The sequence below is a fragment of the Vibrio sp. MA40-2 genome (assembly GCF_047302445.1).
Taxonomy (GTDB): Bacteria; Pseudomonadota; Gammaproteobacteria; order Enterobacterales; family Vibrionaceae; genus Vibrio.
Genome location: NZ_CP178628.1, coordinates 2,712,491 through 2,732,150, shown reverse-complemented (window position 1 = coordinate 2,732,150; position 19,660 = coordinate 2,712,491). Strand labels below are relative to the sequence as shown.

The 19,660-nt window shown below is 39.8% G+C and carries 16 protein-coding genes; 6 read left to right on the top strand and 10 right to left on the bottom strand.

Features of this window, described 5'->3' with window-relative positions; genetic code table 11:
* The 3 genes from mukF to mukB are packed head-to-tail and all read left to right on the top strand — an operon-like array spanning position 1 to position 6,483.
* Positions 1-1,356 (top strand): chromosome partition protein MukF, encoded by a 1,356-nt coding sequence (mukF, locus tag ACLKML_RS19820; protein ID WP_413284678.1) that lies wholly within the window; start codon positions 1-3, stop codon positions 1,354-1,356.
* The gene (mukE, locus tag ACLKML_RS19815) at positions 1,337-2,020 is read left to right on the top strand and encodes a chromosome partition protein MukE (RefSeq protein ID WP_413284677.1); all 684 of its coding nucleotides are present in this window, start codon (positions 1,337-1,339) and stop codon (positions 2,018-2,020) included. Before mukF ends, mukE begins: the two co-directional genes overlap by 20 nt.
* Positions 2,017-6,483 carry a chromosome partition protein MukB gene (gene mukB / locus ACLKML_RS19810; protein WP_413284676.1) on the top strand — a complete coding sequence of 1,489 codons (4,467 nt, stop codon included), beginning with the start codon at positions 2,017-2,019 and terminating at the stop codon, positions 6,481-6,483. Before mukE ends, mukB begins: the two co-directional genes overlap by 4 nt.
* Before the next feature lie 101 nt (positions 6,484-6,584).
* Here mukB and ACLKML_RS19805 read toward each other — a convergent pair whose 3' ends face one another.
* A complete protein-coding gene (locus tag ACLKML_RS19805) occupies positions 6,585-6,929 on the bottom strand; it encodes a YajD family HNH nuclease (RefSeq protein WP_413284675.1) in 345 nt (114 codons plus the stop codon).
* 133 nt (positions 6,930-7,062) lie between these two features.
* On the opposite strand from ACLKML_RS19805, the gene ACLKML_RS19800 reads away from it, so the two are divergent.
* On the top strand, positions 7,063-8,913 hold the full coding sequence (locus ACLKML_RS19800) for a M3 family metallopeptidase (protein ID WP_413284674.1): 1,851 nt from the start codon (positions 7,063-7,065) through the stop codon (positions 8,911-8,913).
* A gap of 148 nt (positions 8,914-9,061) precedes the next feature.
* On the opposite strand, the gene ACLKML_RS19795 is transcribed toward ACLKML_RS19800, so the two are convergent.
* The 3 genes from ACLKML_RS19795 to ACLKML_RS19785 form a co-directional block, all read right to left on the bottom strand.
* A complete protein-coding gene (locus ACLKML_RS19795) occupies positions 9,062-9,910 on the bottom strand; it encodes an NAD-dependent epimerase/dehydratase family protein (protein WP_413285938.1) in 849 nt (282 codons plus the stop codon).
* 47 nt (positions 9,911-9,957) lie between these two features.
* Positions 9,958-10,191 carry a TIGR02647 family protein gene (locus tag ACLKML_RS19790; protein ID WP_317715259.1) on the bottom strand — a complete coding sequence of 78 codons (234 nt, stop codon included), beginning with the start codon at positions 10,189-10,191 and terminating at the stop codon, positions 9,958-9,960.
* A 321-nt stretch (positions 10,192-10,512) separates the two neighbouring features.
* A complete protein-coding gene (locus tag ACLKML_RS19785) occupies positions 10,513-11,292 on the bottom strand; it encodes an ABC transporter permease (RefSeq protein WP_413285937.1) in 780 nt (259 codons plus the stop codon).
* Positions 11,293-11,606: 314 nt separating this feature from the next.
* Here ACLKML_RS19785 and ACLKML_RS19780 point away from each other — a divergent pair, with 314 nt between their 5' ends.
* Together ACLKML_RS19780 and ACLKML_RS19775 are read left to right on the top strand one after the other, a co-directional pair.
* Entirely contained in the window at positions 11,607-12,512 is a 906-nt protein-coding gene (locus ACLKML_RS19780) for a manganese-dependent inorganic pyrophosphatase (protein WP_413284673.1), read from the top strand.
* A 14-nt stretch (positions 12,513-12,526) separates the two neighbouring features.
* On the top strand, positions 12,527-12,916 hold the full coding sequence (locus tag ACLKML_RS19775) for a DUF2750 domain-containing protein (protein WP_413284672.1): 390 nt from the start codon (positions 12,527-12,529) through the stop codon (positions 12,914-12,916).
* Positions 12,917-12,992: 76 nt separating this feature from the next.
* On the opposite strand, the gene ACLKML_RS19770 is transcribed toward ACLKML_RS19775, so the two are convergent.
* From ACLKML_RS19770 to pspF, 6 genes are all read right to left on the bottom strand, one after another.
* The gene (locus tag ACLKML_RS19770; RefSeq protein WP_317715256.1) at positions 12,993-13,787 is read right to left on the bottom strand and encodes an ATP-binding cassette domain-containing protein; all 795 of its coding nucleotides are present in this window, start codon (positions 13,785-13,787) and stop codon (positions 12,993-12,995) included.
* A complete protein-coding gene (locus ACLKML_RS19765; protein ID WP_413284671.1) occupies positions 13,787-14,779 on the bottom strand; it encodes an oligopeptide/dipeptide ABC transporter ATP-binding protein in 993 nt (330 codons plus the stop codon). The genes ACLKML_RS19770 and ACLKML_RS19765 overlap by 1 nt, the downstream gene beginning before the upstream one ends.
* Entirely contained in the window at positions 14,779-15,666 is an 888-nt protein-coding gene (locus ACLKML_RS19760; RefSeq protein WP_413284670.1) for an ABC transporter permease subunit, read from the bottom strand. Before ACLKML_RS19760 ends, ACLKML_RS19765 begins: the two co-directional genes overlap by 1 nt.
* Positions 15,653-16,615, bottom strand: coding sequence for an ABC transporter permease (locus ACLKML_RS19755; RefSeq protein ID WP_413284669.1), 963 nt, complete (start codon positions 16,613-16,615; stop codon positions 15,653-15,655). Before ACLKML_RS19755 ends, ACLKML_RS19760 begins: the two co-directional genes overlap by 14 nt.
* Positions 16,616-18,235, bottom strand: coding sequence for an ABC transporter substrate-binding protein SapA (gene sapA, locus ACLKML_RS19750; protein WP_413284668.1), 1,620 nt, complete (start codon positions 18,233-18,235; stop codon positions 16,616-16,618).
* Between the two features lie 139 nt (positions 18,236-18,374).
* A complete protein-coding gene (gene pspF, locus ACLKML_RS19745) occupies positions 18,375-19,487 on the bottom strand; it encodes a phage shock protein operon transcriptional activator (RefSeq protein WP_413284667.1) in 1,113 nt (370 codons plus the stop codon).
* Positions 19,488-19,660: the final 173 nt, after the last annotated feature.

The window sequence follows — 19,660 nt, the reverse complement described above, 5'->3', positions numbered from 1 at the left end:
ATGAGTGATACAACTCACATGCTTTCTCAGCAACCTATTGATGAAGTCGTTGGCTGGGTTGAAAAGCACGACTTCTCGCTAAACTTATCGAGTGAAAAACTGGCGTTTCTGATCTCAATCGCTGTGCTTGGTAGTAGTAAATTTGATGAGGAATTAGCGGAAGGTGAATTACACGATGCGTTTAACATCGTAAGTAAACAGTTCAGTAATACCGAGCAAGGCGAAAATATCAATTCCAACCGCCAATTTAAAGCTAACAATGCGATCAATGATCTAGTTAAACAACGGCTTATCAGTCGCTTTACAAGTGAAAGCTTGGACGGAGCAAGTATTTACCGTTTATCTTCTTTGGCAATAGGAATTACTGAATATTACTTACGTCATAATCAATTTTCAGAGCTAAAACTGTCTATTCAACTGGCAATGGTGTCAGATGAAATGGCCAAAGCAGTCACTGCAGCTCAGGAAGGAGGGGATGAAATTCATTGGCAGAAGAAAGTCTATGGGGTACTCAAATATTCAGTCGGTGAAATTTTTGATCAGATAGATTTAACCCAAAGAGTCATGGATGAACAGCAACACGAAGTGAAACAACAAATAGCCCAACTGCTTAATAAAGATTGGCGAGAAGCGATTAATAATTGTGAAGTATTGTTGTCAGAAACATCCAATAATCTTCGAGACTTGCAAGACACTTTGCAGGCAGCGGGTGATGAACTTCAAACGCAAATACTCGATATTCAACAAGCGTTGAGTAATGACAATGCATTTGAGTTTATCGACGATTCACTTTATTCATTGCAAGTTAAATTAGACAGAGTGGTCAGATGGGGTCAACAAGCTATTGATTTATGGATAGGCTATGACAGACATGTGCACAAATTTATCCGTACTGCTATAGATATGGATGAAAATAGAGCCTTTAGCCAGAGGTTACGCCAATCAATAAAAACGTACTTTGATGCGCCATGGATGCTCACCTATGCTAACGAGGAAAAATTAACGGATCTTAGAGATGAGGCGATAGCTCTGAGAGATGAAGAAGTAATTGGTGTTCTACCGATGGAAGTAAAATATGAACAACTTCAACAAGTCAGTGACGAACTTTCTCAACAAGTAGCGGATATGTTATCTCGCCATAAAGAACATGGACACTCGATAGATTTAGGCGTTGTTCTAAAAAACTATCTTTTACAACATCCAACAACGCAACATTTTGATTTAGCCAGAATTGTTATCGATCAAGCGGTTAGGCTCGGTTTTTCTGAGTCAGATTTTTACGCCATTCAACCAGATTGGCAAGCGATCAACGATTTCGGTGCAAAGGTACAAGCAAATGTCATTAATAAATACTGAACAATACTTGCCAGAGAATCTGGTTAAAGCAATAGCAAATCCACTTTTTCCCACGCTCGATAGCATGCTTAGGGCAGGCAAACATATAGCAACTGAAGATATGGATAATCACGCTTTACTGTGTGATTTTGAAACAGAATTAGCGATGTTTTATCTAAGATACAACACCGAATTAGTTAAAGCCCCAGAAGGTTTTTTCTATTTACGTCCACGCTCTACTGCATTGATTGGTCGAAGTGTGTTGTCAGAATTGGATATGTTGGTAGGGAAGGTGCTCTGCTTTTTATATCTAAGCCCAGAACGGTTGGCTCACGAAGGTATATTTACTAATCAAGAGCTATACGAAGAATTACTGACGCTAGCGGACGAGAAAAAGTTGCTGCGAGTTGTGACCCATCGGGCCACAGGATCGGATTTAGATAAAGATAAATTATTTGAAAAAGTTAAAACGTCTTTACGTCGATTAAAAAGACTCGGCATGGTGCTTTCAATCGGTGAAGAAGGCAAGTTTCAAATCAGTGAATCCGTGTTCCGCTTTGGTGCTGATGTACGAACCGGTGAGGAACTTAAACAAGCTCAACTGAGACTTATTCGTGATGGTGAAGCAGTGATTGAACAAGATACAAAGCAATACACAATAGAATTATTAGAGGGTGAAGCATGATTGAACGTGGTAAATATCAATCATTAACAATGATTAACTGGAATGGTTTTTTTGCACGCACCTTCGATATTGATGAATTAGTCACTACTTTATCAGGCGGAAATGGTGCGGGTAAATCAACGACAATGGCCGCCTTTATTACCGCGCTAATTCCTGACCAAAGTTTACTTCATTTTAGAAATACCACCGAAGCTGGTAGCTCTCAAGCATCGAGAGATAAAGGTTTATTTGGCAAATTGCAGCCCGGAGTTTGTTACGCAGCACTCGATGTGGTTAACTCAAAAAAACAACGTTTGCTGTTTGGTGTTCGCTTACAACAAATAGCTGGTCGAGATAAAAAAGTCGACATTAAACCGTTTTTAATTCAGGGGCTGGCGAGTCATATTAAACCTACCGATGTTTTGATGGAAGCGTTAACCAATAATAACGCACGAGTTAAAACCATCAATGAAGTTAAACAATCCATCGCAGATCAATCCACAAATAAATACGAAGGTGCCATTGTTAGAGTGTTTAATTCTGTGGCTGATTATCACACTCAAATGTTCGATTTTGGCGTTTTACCTAAAAAATTGAGAAACACCAGTGATCGATCTAAGTATTATCGATTAATTGAAGCATCTTTATATGGCGGTATATCAAGTGCTATTACCCGGTCTTTAAGAGATTATTTGCTGCCTCAAAATGGTGGAGTTAAAAAAGCATTCCAAGATATGGAATCGGCATTACGCGAGAACAGGATCACATTAGAGGCGATAAAGTCGACTCAAGCGGATAGAGACCTGTTCAAACATCTTATTACAGAATCGACGAATTATGTCTCTTCTGATTATATGCGACACACCAATGATCGAAAACAACGCCTAGATCTTGCGCTATCTTTAAGGCATGAACTGAATTCTACTCGTCATCAGTTGGTTCAGCAGCAGGATTTGTATCGCTCGACCCAAGAGACACTTGAGCAATTAAATGAGCAAGAATTTGACGTTGAACAGGATTATCAATCTGCATCTGATCATCTTCAATTGATTCATGGAGCGATGAAGCAACAAGAAAAAATTGCACGATATCTTGAGGATTTAGAAGCGCTAAGTGAACGATTAGAAGAGCAGATAATCGTTGTTGAAGACTCTCAGAATACGGTAATAGAGCTTGAGAAAAAGACCACGTCTGCTGAGCAAGAAGTTGATAGTTTACAAATGCAGTTGGCTGATTACCAACAAGCTCTAGATGTCCAGCAAACGCGATCATTACAATATCAGCAAGCCGTTACCGTCCTAGAGAAAGCACGAGATGTACTACAAAATCAAAATTTACAAGCAGAAGATGTACCGCAACTGTTATCCGATTTTAAACAGCAAGAAGAGCAGCAGACCCAACAACTACTCGCATTGAAGCATAAATTGGATATGTTTTCTGCCGCAGTTACGCAGTTTGATGCTGGACTAGCCTTGGTAAAAAGCATCTCTGATGACGTCGATAGAAAAAATGCCTATTTCAAAGCAAAACAAGCAATAGAGCAGTTAGAAGCATCGGAATCATTGATTGCAAATCAGGATCAATTAAGCGCACAGCTACAAGAATCGCGATCAAACCTCGCCAAACAGAAGCAAGTGACTGATCTTTGTCAGCAGTATGCTCGTGACTATGGCACGATGGTAAGTAATAAAGCTGATATAGCCGAACAGTATGAGCAGAATCAACTGCGTGTTGATTCGTTAGAAGAACAGATTGAAATAAATAGAGATGAGCGACTCAAAGCCATTCAGCAGGCCAAACACTACAAAGAAACATTGCTTCAATTAGAATCAAGAGCGCCTGTTTGGTTAGAAGCTAATAGCGCACTAGAAACACTCAGAGAAAAGACCGATCAGCCGTTGTCCAATCGCCAATCCGTTATGGCTGAGATGCAGTCAATATTACAACAAGAAAAATCCAAGTTATCTGAAAAAGAAAGCTTACTTGCTCGAAGAGAGGCTCTTGACAAAGAAATCGATCAATTAGCTTCCTTTGGCGGCGCAAATGATACTCGCTTAAAAGGTATTGCAGATACACTGGGAGGTGTATTACTTAGCGAAATATATGACGATATTACTTTAGAAGACGCTCCTTATTTTACTGCCATGTATGGACCATCGCGTAATGCGGTTGTCGTGAGCGATTTGACCGACATTAAAGATAAACTGGCATTACTAACGGACTGTCCCGAAGATGTCTATATTATTGAAGGCGATGTTGATGCGTTTGACGATAGTACGTTTAATGTTGATGAATTAGATGGTGCAGTTTGTGTTCAGTATAGTGAGCGCCAGCTTCGCTATTCTCGACTGCCGGTTAACCCATTATTTGGTCGAGCGGCTCGGGAACAACGCTTAGAACAATTAAGAAGTGATCGTGATGAAGTGATTGAATCTCATGCTAAAGCCGCGTTTGATTCGCAAAAATTGCAACGGTTATATCAGAGCTTTAGTCATTTTGTGTCTCATTTTATGGAGTCAGCATTCCAAACGGATCCAGAGCATGAACTACAGCAAGTAAAGCAGAACTATGCGCAATGCCAAACTAACCTCGAACAGATTGAATCGAGCTTAGCTCAATTAAAGGCACAACTTAATAGTTGCAAGCAAGCGTTAAGCCTGCTGGATAAAATAGCGTCAATGATAGGCTATTTAAATGACGAGTCTTATGCGGAAAAACATCGCGACTTAGAGTTAAAATTGAGTGATATCGTCAATGCTAAACGTTATGTTGAACAACATAAACAATCGGTGAATAACCTAACAGATTATTTATCTGCATTACAAAACGATCCTGCTGAACATCAATCCGTGGAGCAAGATTACCAGCAGATTGACCAAAATTTGCAAACCTTAAAACGTCAACAATACGCACTGGAAGATTTGAAAGAGCGTACAGGCTATTTTGCTTATAAAGATTCTGCATCTATGTTAGGCCAGAGCAGTGAACTCAGTGAACAACTAAAACAAAAACTGGTACAAGCAGAATCACAGCGTAGTACGAGTCGGTTGGTGCTTAAGCAAGCTCAAAGTGAATTTAATCAATATAATCAAGTGTTAGCATCATTAAAGAGTGCTTATCAAGCGAAAACAGAAACCATTCAAGAATTCCAAGACGAATTAACCGAATATGGTGTAAGTGGCGATGAAGCAACGTTACAAAGAGCAGAGGAACGAAAAGCCCAGTTGCTTGAGCAAGTGCACAGTATAAGAAACAATAAAGCTGAGCAGCAAAAAATCATCACATCGACAGAACTTGAAATGAAAACACTGTCAAAAGCGATTAAACGAGTTTCAAAGCAATATAAAGAGACTCGATATGTTGCTGTGTTAGCCAAATCGAATTGGTGTGAAGTGATTCGTTTAGCCAAGCAACACGATGTTGACCGCCGATTATATCGAAGAGAACTGGCGTATTTAACTGGCGACGAGCTGCGCTCAATGTCAGATAAATCTTTAGGCGCGTTAAGACTTGCTGTAGCAGACAATGCCGATTTGCGTGATGCGTTACGCTTATCAGAAGAAAATGCCTATCCAGAAAGAAAAGTCTTATTCTATATCGCTGTATATCAATATTTAAAGCAGCGTATCCGTCAAGATATTATTCGTACGGATGATCCAGTAGAAGCGATTGAAGAGATGGAAGTCGAGTTGGCCCGCTTGAGTGAGGAGCTTTCTTTACGCGAGAATCGATTGGCGATCAGTTCCGATTCGGTTGCGTCCATTATCAATAAAACTATCCAACGAGAACAGAATCGTATCCGTATGCTCAACCAAGGTTTATCCAATATTAACTTTGGTCAAGTGAAAGGGGTACGCTTGAATGTGAAAATACGCCAAAGTCATGAGATTTTACTCGATGGACTAGCCAGTAAACAGCAACAGCATCGAGATTTATTTGAAACCTCCAAACATACTTTTTCAGAAGCAATGGCGAAGTTATTCCAACGCGTGAACCCACATATTGATATGGGACAACGTTCGCCACAGATTTTAGGTGAAGAATTACTTGATTACCGTAACTATTTGGAACTAAGTGTTGAAGTGAATAGAGGCTCTGACGGCTGGCTACAGGCTGAGTCTGGGGCATTATCGACTGGCGAAGCGATTGGTACAGGTCAGTCAATATTGTTGATGGTGATCCAAAGTTGGGAAGAAGAATCTCGTCGCCTACGCAGTAAAGACATTGTGCCTTGTCGATTATTATTCTTAGATGAAGCGGCCCGTTTGGATAGCAAATCTATCAACACGCTATTTGAATTATGTCACCGACTCGATATGCAGTTGCTTATTGCTGCGCCAGAGAATATCAGTCCAGAACAGGGAACTACTTACAAATTAGTTCGTAAAGTGATCGATAATAGAGAACATGTTCATGTGGTTGGTTTGAAAGGTTTTGACCACAAAGTAGCAGGAATAGTTGAAAGAGCAGAGTTGGTGAATTAACACAACGTTAATTTGTCTCTAGAGGTCACCATATTAAGTGGTCTATCTCGACATCTAAAAAGCAGATTAGCTTATTAAGTTAATCTGCTTTTATTTTTTGTCTATTTCTTCATCATTTTAGCCAGATCAGCAAACGGATTATGCGTGGCACTTTCATGTTCATCTTGCCCTGGAGTAATGTCGGTACCATATTGGTCGTGGTCGGTATATTTGGAATGTTCGTGATCATGGCAATAAATACATAATAACTCCCAATTGCTGCCGTCATTTGGATTATTAGTATGGTCATGGTCTTTGTGGTGAACAGTCAGTTCTCTTAGATTTGAATAGACAAATTCTCGTGCGCAGTTTCCGCATACCCAAGGATACATCTTCAACGCTCGATCTCGATAATCACTCTCTTTTCTAGCGTACGCGGCGCTGCTGCCGTAGAAATCTGATGCCATGTTAACTCCCTTCGTTTTTGCCACTAAGCTATATTAATTAGCCTATCATAATAGAAAAACCCTAAAAGCAAAAAGCGTATTTTAGTTTGGCATGTTAATATGAAATAAGTATCTCAATAGGTGAAAATATATCATGACAGCAACACGTTACCTTAATCAACTTAATCAACAATATCTTATCCTTCATAAAGAAAAAGAAGACTTTTTTTGGCAAACGTATATGGGATTAAGTGATGACCACGCAGGATCGACTGCAGCACAAACGAAATGGACACAATTTTTAAGCGAGCCGACTAAGATTATCGAAATAAAGCAGCAGCTAATTGCAGCTGAGTCGCTCCAAGATGAAGATGAAAAGCGCGAAACCAAAACCGGATTAACAGGGTGGTTATCCATGTTTCAATCTCATGCCATTGAAGGCAGTGAAGCGCAAAATCTCAAAACACAGCTGATTCAATTTGAATCCGATTTGTTTGAAAAAAAGCAAAACCATTTAATGCATTATGTCGATGAAAATGGTCAGAAAGTGGAAGGGTCGCTACCCACATTGGCTGCAGTTATTCGTACCAGTAGTAATGAAGACGTTAGACTTTCGGCACACAACGCGCTGCTGGATTTAGAGCAGTGGCTATTAGAAAATGGATTCTTGCAGTTAGTTAAATTAAGAAATCAGTTTGCTCAGTCACTTGGTTATGACACATTTTTTGACTATTCAATCGAGAAAACAGAGCAAATGAGTACTAACGAGTTGTTCACTATTTTAGATGACTTTGAAACTCAAACTCAGCAAAGTCATTTAACTAGTTTACAAACATTAGCTAACGAGCAAGGAGAGCAGGCATTAAGTGCACATAATTTTGTTTTTTCATTCGCCGGTGATGCAATGAGAGATTTAGACCAATATGTTCCATTCTCAAAGTCGTTGCGACGTTGGGTCGAATCGTTTGGCCGCTTAAATATTGACTATTCGGCGGCTGAATTGACCCTCGATCTACTTGACAGAAAAGGCAAGTACCCGAATGGCTTTTGTCACGGTCCAGTGCCATCGTATTATAACCAAGGTGATTGGGTTGCCGCTAAAGTTAACTTTACAAGCAATGCTAAACCTGACCAAATTGGTAGTGGGTATGCTGGTATTAATACCTTATTTCATGAAGGGGGTCATGCGGCACATTTTGCTAATGTAAAAATGAATTCACCGTGTTTTTCGCAAGAATTTGCTCCCACTTCTATGGCGTACGCAGAAACCCAATCAATGTTCTGTGACAGTCTTTTAAATGATGCAGATTGGCTTAAACGATATGCGGTTAACGCCAATGGCGAATCAGTGCCAGAAGAAATCATTAAAGCAATGGTCGATAGTAAACAACCTTTTAAAGCCTATGAAGAGCGCAGTATTTTGGTGGTGCCTTATTTTGAGCGAGCTTTATATCAGCTTAAAGATGACCAATTAACCGCGGAGAACGTTACTGAATTAGCTCGTCGCTGTGAACAGAAAATTCTGGGTTTATCTTGTAGTCCAAGACCTTTGTTAGCCATTCCTCATTTACTGTCTGATGAATCAGCTTGTTCGTATCAAGGGTATCTTTTAGCTCACATGGCAGTTTATCAAACCAGAGCGTATTTTATGCGTAAATTTGGTTATTTGACCGATAACCCAGAAATTGGTCCCTTGCTAGCGAAGCATTACTGGCATGCAGGTAATAGTGTTTCTCATAATCAGTCGATACAAGCACTCACTGGCGAAGGGTTTAACGCTAAATACTTAGCCGAAGAATGTAATTTGAGTACAGAGCAGGCTTGGCAAATGGAGTTAGACAAAATCAAAGCATTAGCCGATAGAACCAGAGCAGCCGTACAACCATTAAATGCATCGATTAAAATTGTGGATGGAAGTCAAGTTATCGCTTCTAACTCCGATTCAGATAACGATATGTGTCGTGATTTTGAACAATATCTAGACAAGAGATACGCAGTTAATTAACTTTGTATGGATGATGTATATCATGAGCAAAGGGTAGTGTTACCCTTTGCTTGTTAACACATTGATAACCTTTCAAGCCTGTTATCACCTTCATTAGCAGTTTTTATCTTGCAGTATAAATGTTATGTAGCCGAGTGTGTGCAATAGATTAACAATGAGCTAATGCGTCCAACACATTATCAAACTTAAACGTAAACCCAGTTGTTAATAATTTTTCTGCACTGATTCGCTTGGTATTAACGCTGTTAGTCTCCGGCATGGTAATAGGTTCGGCGTAATGCTGTAACGCTTGTTGGTAAAACTGATACTTGGTGACGGTATTAGGAGTGCTCACATTAACGATTTGATTATTAATATGAGTTAAGCTGTATTCAATCGCGTTTACCACATCGTCTAAATGCACCATATTGACTGGTGCGACATTGCTAATACTGGATAATTTAGCGACGAATCTCGCTGGATGCCTATTGGGACCAAATAATCCTGAACAACGCAGAATTACGTAGTCTATTTTGGACTCGAGTACCGATTGTTCAGCCGTTAACATTATTCGGCTTTTATTCGAATAGTCATCGTTATCTACGGCTATTTCATATGATGCATCGGCTTCTATCATGGTTGCACATGTATCTGGATAAACCGAGGTCGAACTGACCATAATAATCTTGTTTACCTTTGCCTTTCGGCAACAGTCGACCAGAGTTTTCCAATTATTGGCATAACCTTCGCCACCACCTTGTCGAAAGCCGGGTGGAAAAACCCCGATAACCGTCTCGATGTCGCGGTCAATAAGATCTTGTACAATTTGCGTCGTGTAATCTGGATCATTTTGTCCATTTAAGGGCGCATGGTGACCTTGCAGTGATAACTGGAAACAAGGAATGGAGTGGGCTCGTAGTTCTTCTAGTGTGGCTGCCGATCGACGAGTCGCATAAACAAACTGCTTGTTGGCTAGTAATTGTGTGGCAAGCGGTTGGCCTAACCAACCGGCTCCAATAATGGCGATATTGCCAATGTTGCTATGATTGATAACCGTTTCCTCTTTTATGCAGATAAAACGCGTAATATTTTATCTGCATGCTCTGCGACTTCAATGCCTTCGCTGGTTAAATAACCTCCATCGGGCAAAGTACATAAATTTTTAGCATATAGGCTCTGCACAGCCGTTTGCAATTCTTGTGCTGCATCATTGTGAACCTTAATACCCGTCGCCGCACTACTAAGATCAAATTGTAGCAATAAATTGAGTTCTGCCATCTTTTCTTGAGTATATTTCATTTTTAGAGTCCTTGAGGTGTAGTTCTAGTCTCAGATTAAATGGGATTGACTATCGGAACAAGAATCGATGCCGAGAACTGTTAGCTATGAACAAAATGGTTATTATTAGTACAATTTATTTTGGGCTAAAGTAACAAGTAAAATAAACAAATCAACCGACTATGTCCGTCTTTATTCGTTCTTCTGATTGGTTTTTTAAATCAATTGGTAATAAAAATTAGCGTCTTTATATTTAATTCGAACAGTTGTTTATCCACAATATCTGTGGATAAAATGTGAGACGCTAATGAAAATAAGCGAATCAAAGATCGCAAGTATTTTTTATTGAAATTTTACTAATACTCTACCTTGAGGCGTCACGGTCTTTTTTATGCTCATTTGCAGCGAAATTGTTACTGAGATAGACATCATCACGAAAATAGCGATTAAAATAATAAGTTGATATTTTATCGCTATCATGGGATTGACTCCGCCTAAAATTTGCCCTGTCATCATACCGGGTAATGTCACTAAGCCAGTAGCCGTCATTGAAGCCAGTATAGGTGCAAACGCTTTTTGCATCGCAGTTCTTATAAAAGGTAACGTAGCGTATTTGGGACTCGCGCCTAATGAAATAGACGCTTCATATTCTGATTTTCTGTGCTCGAACGCACCGTATAAATTTTGTAATGCAACAATATTGCTGCTTAACGTATTACCTAGCAACATTCCAGCAAGCGGGATCACGTACTGAGCGCTGTAAAGTGGAACCGGTTGAATAACCATAACCACCAGTAAATATAACAGTGGCGCTAAACCAACCACCAAGCCGAAAAGAACAGGAAAAAAAAGCAGTCGCATAGGGAGCTTTGCTTTGCCAATAATAGCGCTGCTACCCACGGTGACCATTACGATAATCCAAAGTAAATTAAGCAATAGGTTATTGGTCTGAAAGACCAATTCTAAATACAAGCCAACTAAAATCAATTGGACTGCCATTCTTACCATCGAAATTGCCATATCTTTGGCTAATGCTGTCTGATAATGAACATTAATAGCAAAGGGTATGATCAAGGTGAGAGAGAATAAGGCTAATTGGGACCAGGAAATATCTAAAACCATTAACGTCATCACTTCTGTGATTGCAAATAGATAATCAGCATAACGTATTTTGTGCAAATTAAAAGTTTCAGCCGATCAGCTCGGCCGAATAGCGTTAATTGACGGTGCTATGTTTAAGTTTTGTTAATAACGCTAATAGCTTATAACCTCAAATAGCTTTAATTATTGTTGAGACTATAGAGCTTTATTAGCTTTAAGCGGATTTTTTTATCATCGATCCAATGACAAATGTGAAAAATAAGGTAAAGTATCGGTCATTGAAAGTAGGTCATACAAGATCTCATTCCATAATAAAAACGTGTATAGGAAATGACATGATTCGAGTTATTGGTCATAAAAACCCAGATAGTGATAGCATTTGTAGTGCATTAGTTGCCACCGAGTTACTTAAAGCTCGTGGTTTAGAAGCAAAACCAGGTCGTCAAGGTGAGCTTAACCGTGAAACTAAATACATTTTAGAGCAAGCTGGAGTGGAAGCTCCTGAAATGTGCACTAGCGTTGCTGGTGAAAAAGTATGGTTAGTTGATTACACTGACGTATCTCAAGCTCCTGATGACATCAATGATGCTGAAATTGTTGGTATTGTCGATCACCATCGTTTAGGTGATGTGATGACCATTAATCCATTAGAAGCGTGGATTTGGCCAGTAGGGTGTACTTGTACCATTTTATTCAATTTATTGAAGATGGAAGAAGTTAACATCACTCGTGAAATGGCAACCTTAATGATGTCTGCGATTTTATCGGATACAGTTGGTTTCGCATCTCCAACTTGTACACCAAAAGACAAAGAAGCCGTTGAAGAACTAGCTAAATTTGCTCAAGTGACCGATTTAGATTCGTTTATTAAGAACTTATTAATCGCTAAGACTGATATCCAAGGGCTTAATGCTGCTCAATTGGTAGAGAAAGATCTGAAAGCGTACCCGTTTATGGATCGTGATGTAGTTGTAGGCCAAATTGAACTTGCAACATTAGAGCAAGTAGACGGAATGATTGAAGCACTAGAAGCGGATCTTCAACGTCGTTGTGATGAAGAAGGCTTAGCCTTTGCTGCAGTTATGTTAACGGATATTACTTCTGCGACCACTCGTTTACTGTATAAAGGTGAGTTTGGTGAGAAGTTAGTGCAGCATGAGAAAAATGGCATGTTAATGATGGAAAATACGTTAAGCCGTAAGAAACAAGGCTGGCCTTGGCTTCAAAACGAATTGGCGTAAACACCGAGGTATATATGGTTGATAAGCTCGACAATAATGCAATAAGCAATCTTGATGCGGAACAGCGTCTAAAATATTGCATAAAAGAGATAGCAACGAATCGCCAAGTTTGGATACTAACAGATGAACACGGTTGCGTAATGCTCAATACCGAAGACGAAGACTGTGTTCCTGTTTGGCCTAGCCAAGCGTTCGCTACTGAATGGAGTACGGGCGAATGGGAAAACTGCGTTGCAGAAAGTATCTCTGTGGCCAAGTGGCATAGTCGTTGGACTCATGGTTTAGCAGACGATGAACTGGCCATTGTTGTTTTTCCAAATATTGACCAAGAAGGTGTGGTGTTATTTCCTGATGAGTTTGATTTTGAACTCAAAAAGCAGACACAAAAAATACATAAAAGCTAAGAGGTTATGGGCTAGTAATGGTTCAGATTAGTAATTGTGCAATACTAAAGCGGTGATTGAATATCACCGCTTTTTTTTAGCCTTTGTTATAGTTTGGTGCTTTGTAGAAGTGATTTTCAACTAATTTTTGCGTAATTGCATGTTTAGGGCTGGTTAGTATTTGATTGGTTTCGCCATACTCAACCACTTCACCTTCATGCATCACCATCACTTTGTCAGTAATATGTTTAACAATACCAATATGCTGCGAAGAATAAACAAACGAAACCCCCATCTCATCCTGTAAATCTAAAAACAAATTGATAATTTGCGAGCGCATAGCCATATCTAAGCCATTAAGCGCTTCGTCTGCCACGATAATTGATGGTTGTAATATAAGCGCTCTAGCCAAACATATACGCTGTTTTTGTCCTGTTGCGAGCATTTGCGGATAGAAATAGGCATGTTCAGGTAATAAACCGACCCGAACTAACGTATCTTTTACTCTCTGCATTCTGGCGCTAGCCGTCATCTCGGTGTTTCTTCGCAATGGGCCTTCCAATATGCGACCAATTTGTATTCTCTGATTGAGAGAACTATTAGGGTCTTGGAAAATCATGCGAATTAATTTACAGCGAGTTGAATAATCTTTGTGCTCTAGTTTTTCACCATTAACTTTAATTTCACCACTTGATGGTTCGCACACTCCCGCTAACATTTTCGCCAGTGTTGATTTTCCCGAACCATTTTGGCCAATAAGACCAATGGTTTGTCCCGCTTCAAGTGTGAAGCTCAAAGGCTTTACTGCGTGGTTGATTTTTTTTCTAAATAAACCAGAACGAGTAACAAAGCGTTTGGATAAGTCGTTAACTTCAAGTAAGGACTCATGCATTATTTTGTCTCCGTATTAAGCGGGAAATGGCAGGAAAATTTATGTCCTTTAATGATTTTAGAATACGGTATCTCCACACATTGTCGTTGAGCATAAGGGCAACGAGGCCCCAATCGACAGCCGATTGGTAAATGCTGTAAAGGAGGAATAGAGCCGGGTAACGATTGCAGCTTCTGTTTATGAGGGATCCAATTATTAAAGTCCGGCATCGCTTTAAGTAGTGCGACAGTGTACGGATGCTTAGGTTTAGTGAGTATTTGCTTGGTTGCAGCCGATTCAACAGACTGACCACAATACATCACCGTAATACGAGTTGCCCACTGAGTAATGGTGGTTAAATCATGACCAATCAATAATATGGTTGTATTGTGTACTTGATTCATCCGGCTCAACAATTTGAGTATTTGAGTCTGAGTAATTGGGTCTAAATCATTGGTTGGTTCATCTGCGATCAGCATTCTAGGTTTGGCTGCTATTGCCATCGCTATCATTACTTTTTGGCACTCACCATCTGTTAGTTCGTACGGGTAACTGCCCATGACTCGACGATGATCTTTGATGCCCACTTTATGTAATAAAGCTTTCGCTTGTTTTTTGCGCCATTTTAGGCGCTGCCACCATCGACCTTGGAAGGTTTTAGACGGTATTGATTCGGCTAATTGATTACCAACTGCTTCGGATGGATCTAAACAAGTTGAGGGTTCTTGGAAAATAATAGCAATATCTCGAGCAATGACTTTTCGTCGCTCTCTTGCGGTTAATTGCAATAAATCCACATCGCCAAAACGCATTCTATCGGCACTAACACGCCAATTTTCTTTGCAGATGCCAACGATAGCTTTGGCCACCAGGCTTTTTCCTGAACCGGATTCTCCAACTAAACCACGAATATCACCTTCTTGAATGGTTAGGCTCATACGATCGACGGCTTTAACCAAACCATGTGGTGTTTCTATTTCTATCGTTAGATGTCTAAAATCAAGTAAAGGCATTATTCGACCCCTGCATTTAAGGCTTGTCGAACACCTTCACCAACTAAATTGATTGAGATAACCGTAAACATAATGGCAAGTCCCGGAAGCGTCACCGTCCATGGAGCAAGGTAAATAAGTTCCACTGAATCACCTAAAATAGAGCCCCATTCTGTGCTAGGTGATTGGGCACCTAATCCTAGAAAACCTAATGCCGTGATATCCATAATGGCAATGGTAATCGCCATAGTAACTTCGGCAGCGATAATCGACAAAATATTAGGAAAAATGGAATTGATCAGTAAATAAATATCATCGGCACCATCGAGTCTAGCCGCGATGATGTAGTCTTTTTCTAATTCACTGTGTATCGCGGTGTAAATAGAACGTATAAATCGAGGGATCAGAGCCAGCCCTATCGCTAATAAAATATTAAACTCGCCAAAGCCTAAAAAGGCGACAAATATAATGGCCAGCAGCAACGAAGGAATAGACATGATTACATCAAGCATATGGTTTAACGTACTGGATAGTAGCCCTTTGGTCATTCCGGCTAAAATGCCAATAAAGCAACCAATAATGCCTGCAATGAAAGTAACCAATACTGCTGCGCCAAACGTGTATTGGGAGCCAATTAAAATTCGCGACAGGATGTCTCTGCCAAGGTCATCGGTACCTAAAAAATAGTCAATACTGCCTTCGGTTGCCCAGGAGGGAGGAATGAGTAAATGTCCGGTTTGTAAGTTAGGATCGTGTGGGCTTATCCATGGAGAAGTGATAGTGACGAGAACGACAATAAATAGGCACCACATGCCAAACATAGCTAAAGTATTACTTCTATAACTTTTAGCAAAACGTTCAAACTGAGTTGGAATATGTTCTTCTTGATAAATATTATTGGTTAACATACCACTCTTTCCTTACTAATGGGTTTGCTAACGTGCCGAGCAGGTCAGATAAAATATTGGCGGATAATACAAAAGACGCGACCACAATAACGCCGGCTTGAATAGATGCAAAATCTTGATTTGATAACGCATTGAGCAGCCATCTACCAATACCCGGCCAATTGAAAATAGACTCAGTGATTATAGCAAAAGTAAGCATACTAGATAACTGAACGCCAAATTTAGGAAAAATAGGTGGTAAGGCATTTCTAACCACATGCTGGGCGACGATCTCCCATTTGGATAAACCTTTAATTCGCGCGGCACGGATGTAATTTTGCGTCATTACTTCAGCAACCGAAGCGCGCATTAGACGAATAATTTGAGTGGTTGGTGCTAAGGCTAATACTAAACAAGGCAGTATTAAATGGCCTAATACACTTTGTAAGGCTTCGGAACGATAGTGTCGATCAGACAAAAAGGCATCAATAATAGCAAAGCCAGTCACGTGATCTATTTCGTAAAGCAAATCATATCGCCCAGAAACGGGCAGAAGTTCTAGATCCAGTGAAAAGAACATAATCAATAGTAAAGCCACCCAGAATAATGGAGCAGAATAACCTGACATCGATACAAACGAAATCACGTTATCTATCATCTTGCCTTGGCGCATACCAGCCAAAGTACCTAATGGAAGACCAATAAGCAGAGCAAGTGCAAAGGCGATGAAAACTAATTCCAGTGTGGCAGGAAACACGACAACAATATCATCGATGATAGGCGTCCCTTGTTTGTTAATGCCTAAATCTAGATGCCATAAATTTTGAACATAACGCGCCCATCCTTGCAGATAATTCATGTCAGCCCATGGCGAATTTGGATCCAAGTTAGTAATGCTAAAACCAACAATGGTCAACATTACCAAGGTGATGGCAAAGAGGTTAAAACGACGAATAGTATAACGAAACATCTATTTTACTCTCCTGACTTTATGAAAGCTCTGAGTGCTGAAAGGGCTAGATTCAAAGCCTTGTAGCGACTCGTGATAGGCTAAAAACTGCGCCCCATGCGCGAGAGGAATGATAGGAACTTCTTCATTCATTATATATTGCGCTTCTTTGTATAAGTTTAGTCGGTATCTTTCTTGATTGGTTTCTTTTGCCAGATCTAACAAAAAATCAAAATCTGGATTACACCACATGGAAACATTTAACCCTGATTGTTCGGCACTACACGAAAGCAATGGCCGCAAAAAATTATCTGGGTCTCCAGTGCTTGCATTCCATCCAGTAAGAATTAAATCCATAGACGCATGAGTATTTAAGTCGGTTCGGTTAAATCGGTCGCTGGTAAATAGCTCTAATTCTATGCCAATATCGGCGTAATTAGATTGTATTAATTCGGCTGTTTTTCTTGGGCTAGGATTAAAAGGAGTCGCTTCCAGTGGCACCCACATGGATAATTGTAGCCCAGTCATGTAGCCAGCTTCTTTTAGTAAACCTAAGGCATAATTTTTATCGAATCGAATTTGGTTCGAATCATTTTCGTAAGCCCAAGAGCTAGGAGGAAGCAGCGAATACGCTTGTTCTCCGGTGCCGTAGTACACGGAGTCTAATATACTCTTTCTATTTATGGATAAACTTAAGGCTTTTCTTACACGCGGATCATTTAGGGCAGGGTGGTCAGTATTGATTGCGATAAATGAAACATTCATCGAAGGTTTCGCTTCCAGTACTAAATTTTCATCTTGTTTTATTATTGGAATTTGGCTAGATAACGGAGCATACAATACGTCACATTCTCTACGTAATAACTTAGCTAAAGGGCCAGTGCCACGCGATGAGATGTCAAAAACGACTTGTTCTAAATCAGGAGTGCCTTGCCAATATTTCTGATGTCTTTTTAGTCGGACTAAATCTCCTACTTGGTATTCTGATAAATAGAAAGGCCCCGTACCCACAGGCTGTTCATCTATACGTTGTTTCTGGCCACTCTTTTCTAGTTGTTGAGCGTATTCACGAGAAAGAATAACTGCATGCGTAGTTGCAATATTAGAGAGAAAGGTATTGTCTGCTGTGCTTAATGTGAACTGGACAGTGTGAGAATCTAATGCTTCGACTTTTTGCAGAAGGTTACTAAAATCAATACTTTCAAACCATGGGTAACTTGCATCACCAATGTCGTGATAAGAATTGGTGCTATCAATAATGCGGCTAAAGCTGAAAACAACGTCCGAAGCATCTAGCGGTCTTGTCGGAGTAAACCAAGCGGTTGTCTGGAATTCGACATCGTGTCTCAGTTTGAATGTGTATACCGTTCCATCGCGATCTACTGTCCATGACGAGGCAATATTCGTTATCGGTTTTAAAGAAGTAGGATCAAGAGTAAGTAAAGAGTCGTAGATCTGAGGGCTTAGAGATTCATCGGTAAACCCACCTTCAACTATTTGCGGGTTAAATGAGTCAGGAGAGCTGTGTCCACAAGAGACAAATCCTTGTTTACGAATCGTTGAGTGATCAATACTGTTGTCACATCCTGCAAGTAGGCCTAAACCCATAATACTTGCGGTAAACTTTAAAATTGCTTTCATAGATAGAGCTATCATTGATTGGAAATAGGTTGTTTTAATACCCATAGAACGAACTAATTTAACATTTTTTCTTAGTCATACCAATTCTTTAGTACACAACAGCGGCTTTGTAAGACAAAATCCGTTAGCTATGTAAAGATTAATCGGCTTTTGAACTGGTAAAGAGGTTGATTAAATCATATTTCCTTAGCATTCCTCTTAGCTGGTGATAGCTAAGATTTAATAATCTCGCAGCGTTACGTTGATTGTATTTTGCTTTTTTCATTACCTGCATAAGTAATTGTATATCAAGTTGTTTCTGCCATTCTTTGTAATCAATGGGTAATGAATAGTCGTTTTCAGTCAGATTTGCTGCAGTGGTTGAATCGATGTGAGCGCGGTTGTTTGGCTCAGTATGATTAGCAGCATTGTTTGGATTAGCGGTATTGTCCTTATTAACAGAATAGTTTTGGTTTATTGACGATGTATGATCATTACTTTGCCATTCTGCTATAAAGGGATCGAATATCAATTTTTCAATCGGTGCTTCAGAAGTACCATGTTGATATACTGCTCTTTCGATTACATTTTTAAGTTCTCGAACATTCCCCGGCCAGTGATAATGAATTAATTTATCGATACAATCATGGCTGAACCCAACAAACAAAGGTAGAGATAATTCTCGACACATCTTCATTGCATAGTGTTGCGCGAGTGAAATAATGTCTTGTTGTCGCTCTCTTAATGGTGGAAGGTGGACTACATCGAAGGCCAGTCTATCAAGTAAATCAGCCCGAAAACTATTATTGGCTGCCATAGCGGGAAGGTTGGCATTAGTGGCGCAAATCAATCTGACATTGGCATTTAATAACTTGCTGCCACCCACTCGTTCATATTGGCCATATTCGATAACCCGTAATAATTTTTCTTGTACCGATAACGGTGCAGTCGCCAGTTCATCTAAAAATAGTGTACCGCCTTCTGCTCGTTCAAATCTGCCTTGATGTTTTGCTTTTGCCCCAGTAAAAGACCCCGCTTCATGACCAAATAATTCCGAGTCAATAAGCCCTTCACTCAAACTTGAACAATTAAGCGTAATTAGTGGCTGATCCCAACGTTTGGAAAGGTAATGCAATCTTTGGGCGATAAGTTCTTTACCCGTTCCTCTTTCCCCAATGATGAGAACAGGGCGTTCTATTGGCGCAAGTCGAGACACTTTATCTAATACAGATAAAAATAGCGGTGACTCGCCAATTAGGGTTTGCTTTTCCATATTAGAGACCTATTTGAGTGGTTGTTTTTACCAATTGTTGGTTATATTCATCATAGCACATCAAAAATTAAATATTTTTTTTGGTAACTAACTGTATTTTAACAACTAAATTTTTGGCACAGATGTTGTATTGTAAGAGATGTACTGAACAAGTTTTGTGAACTACACAAACG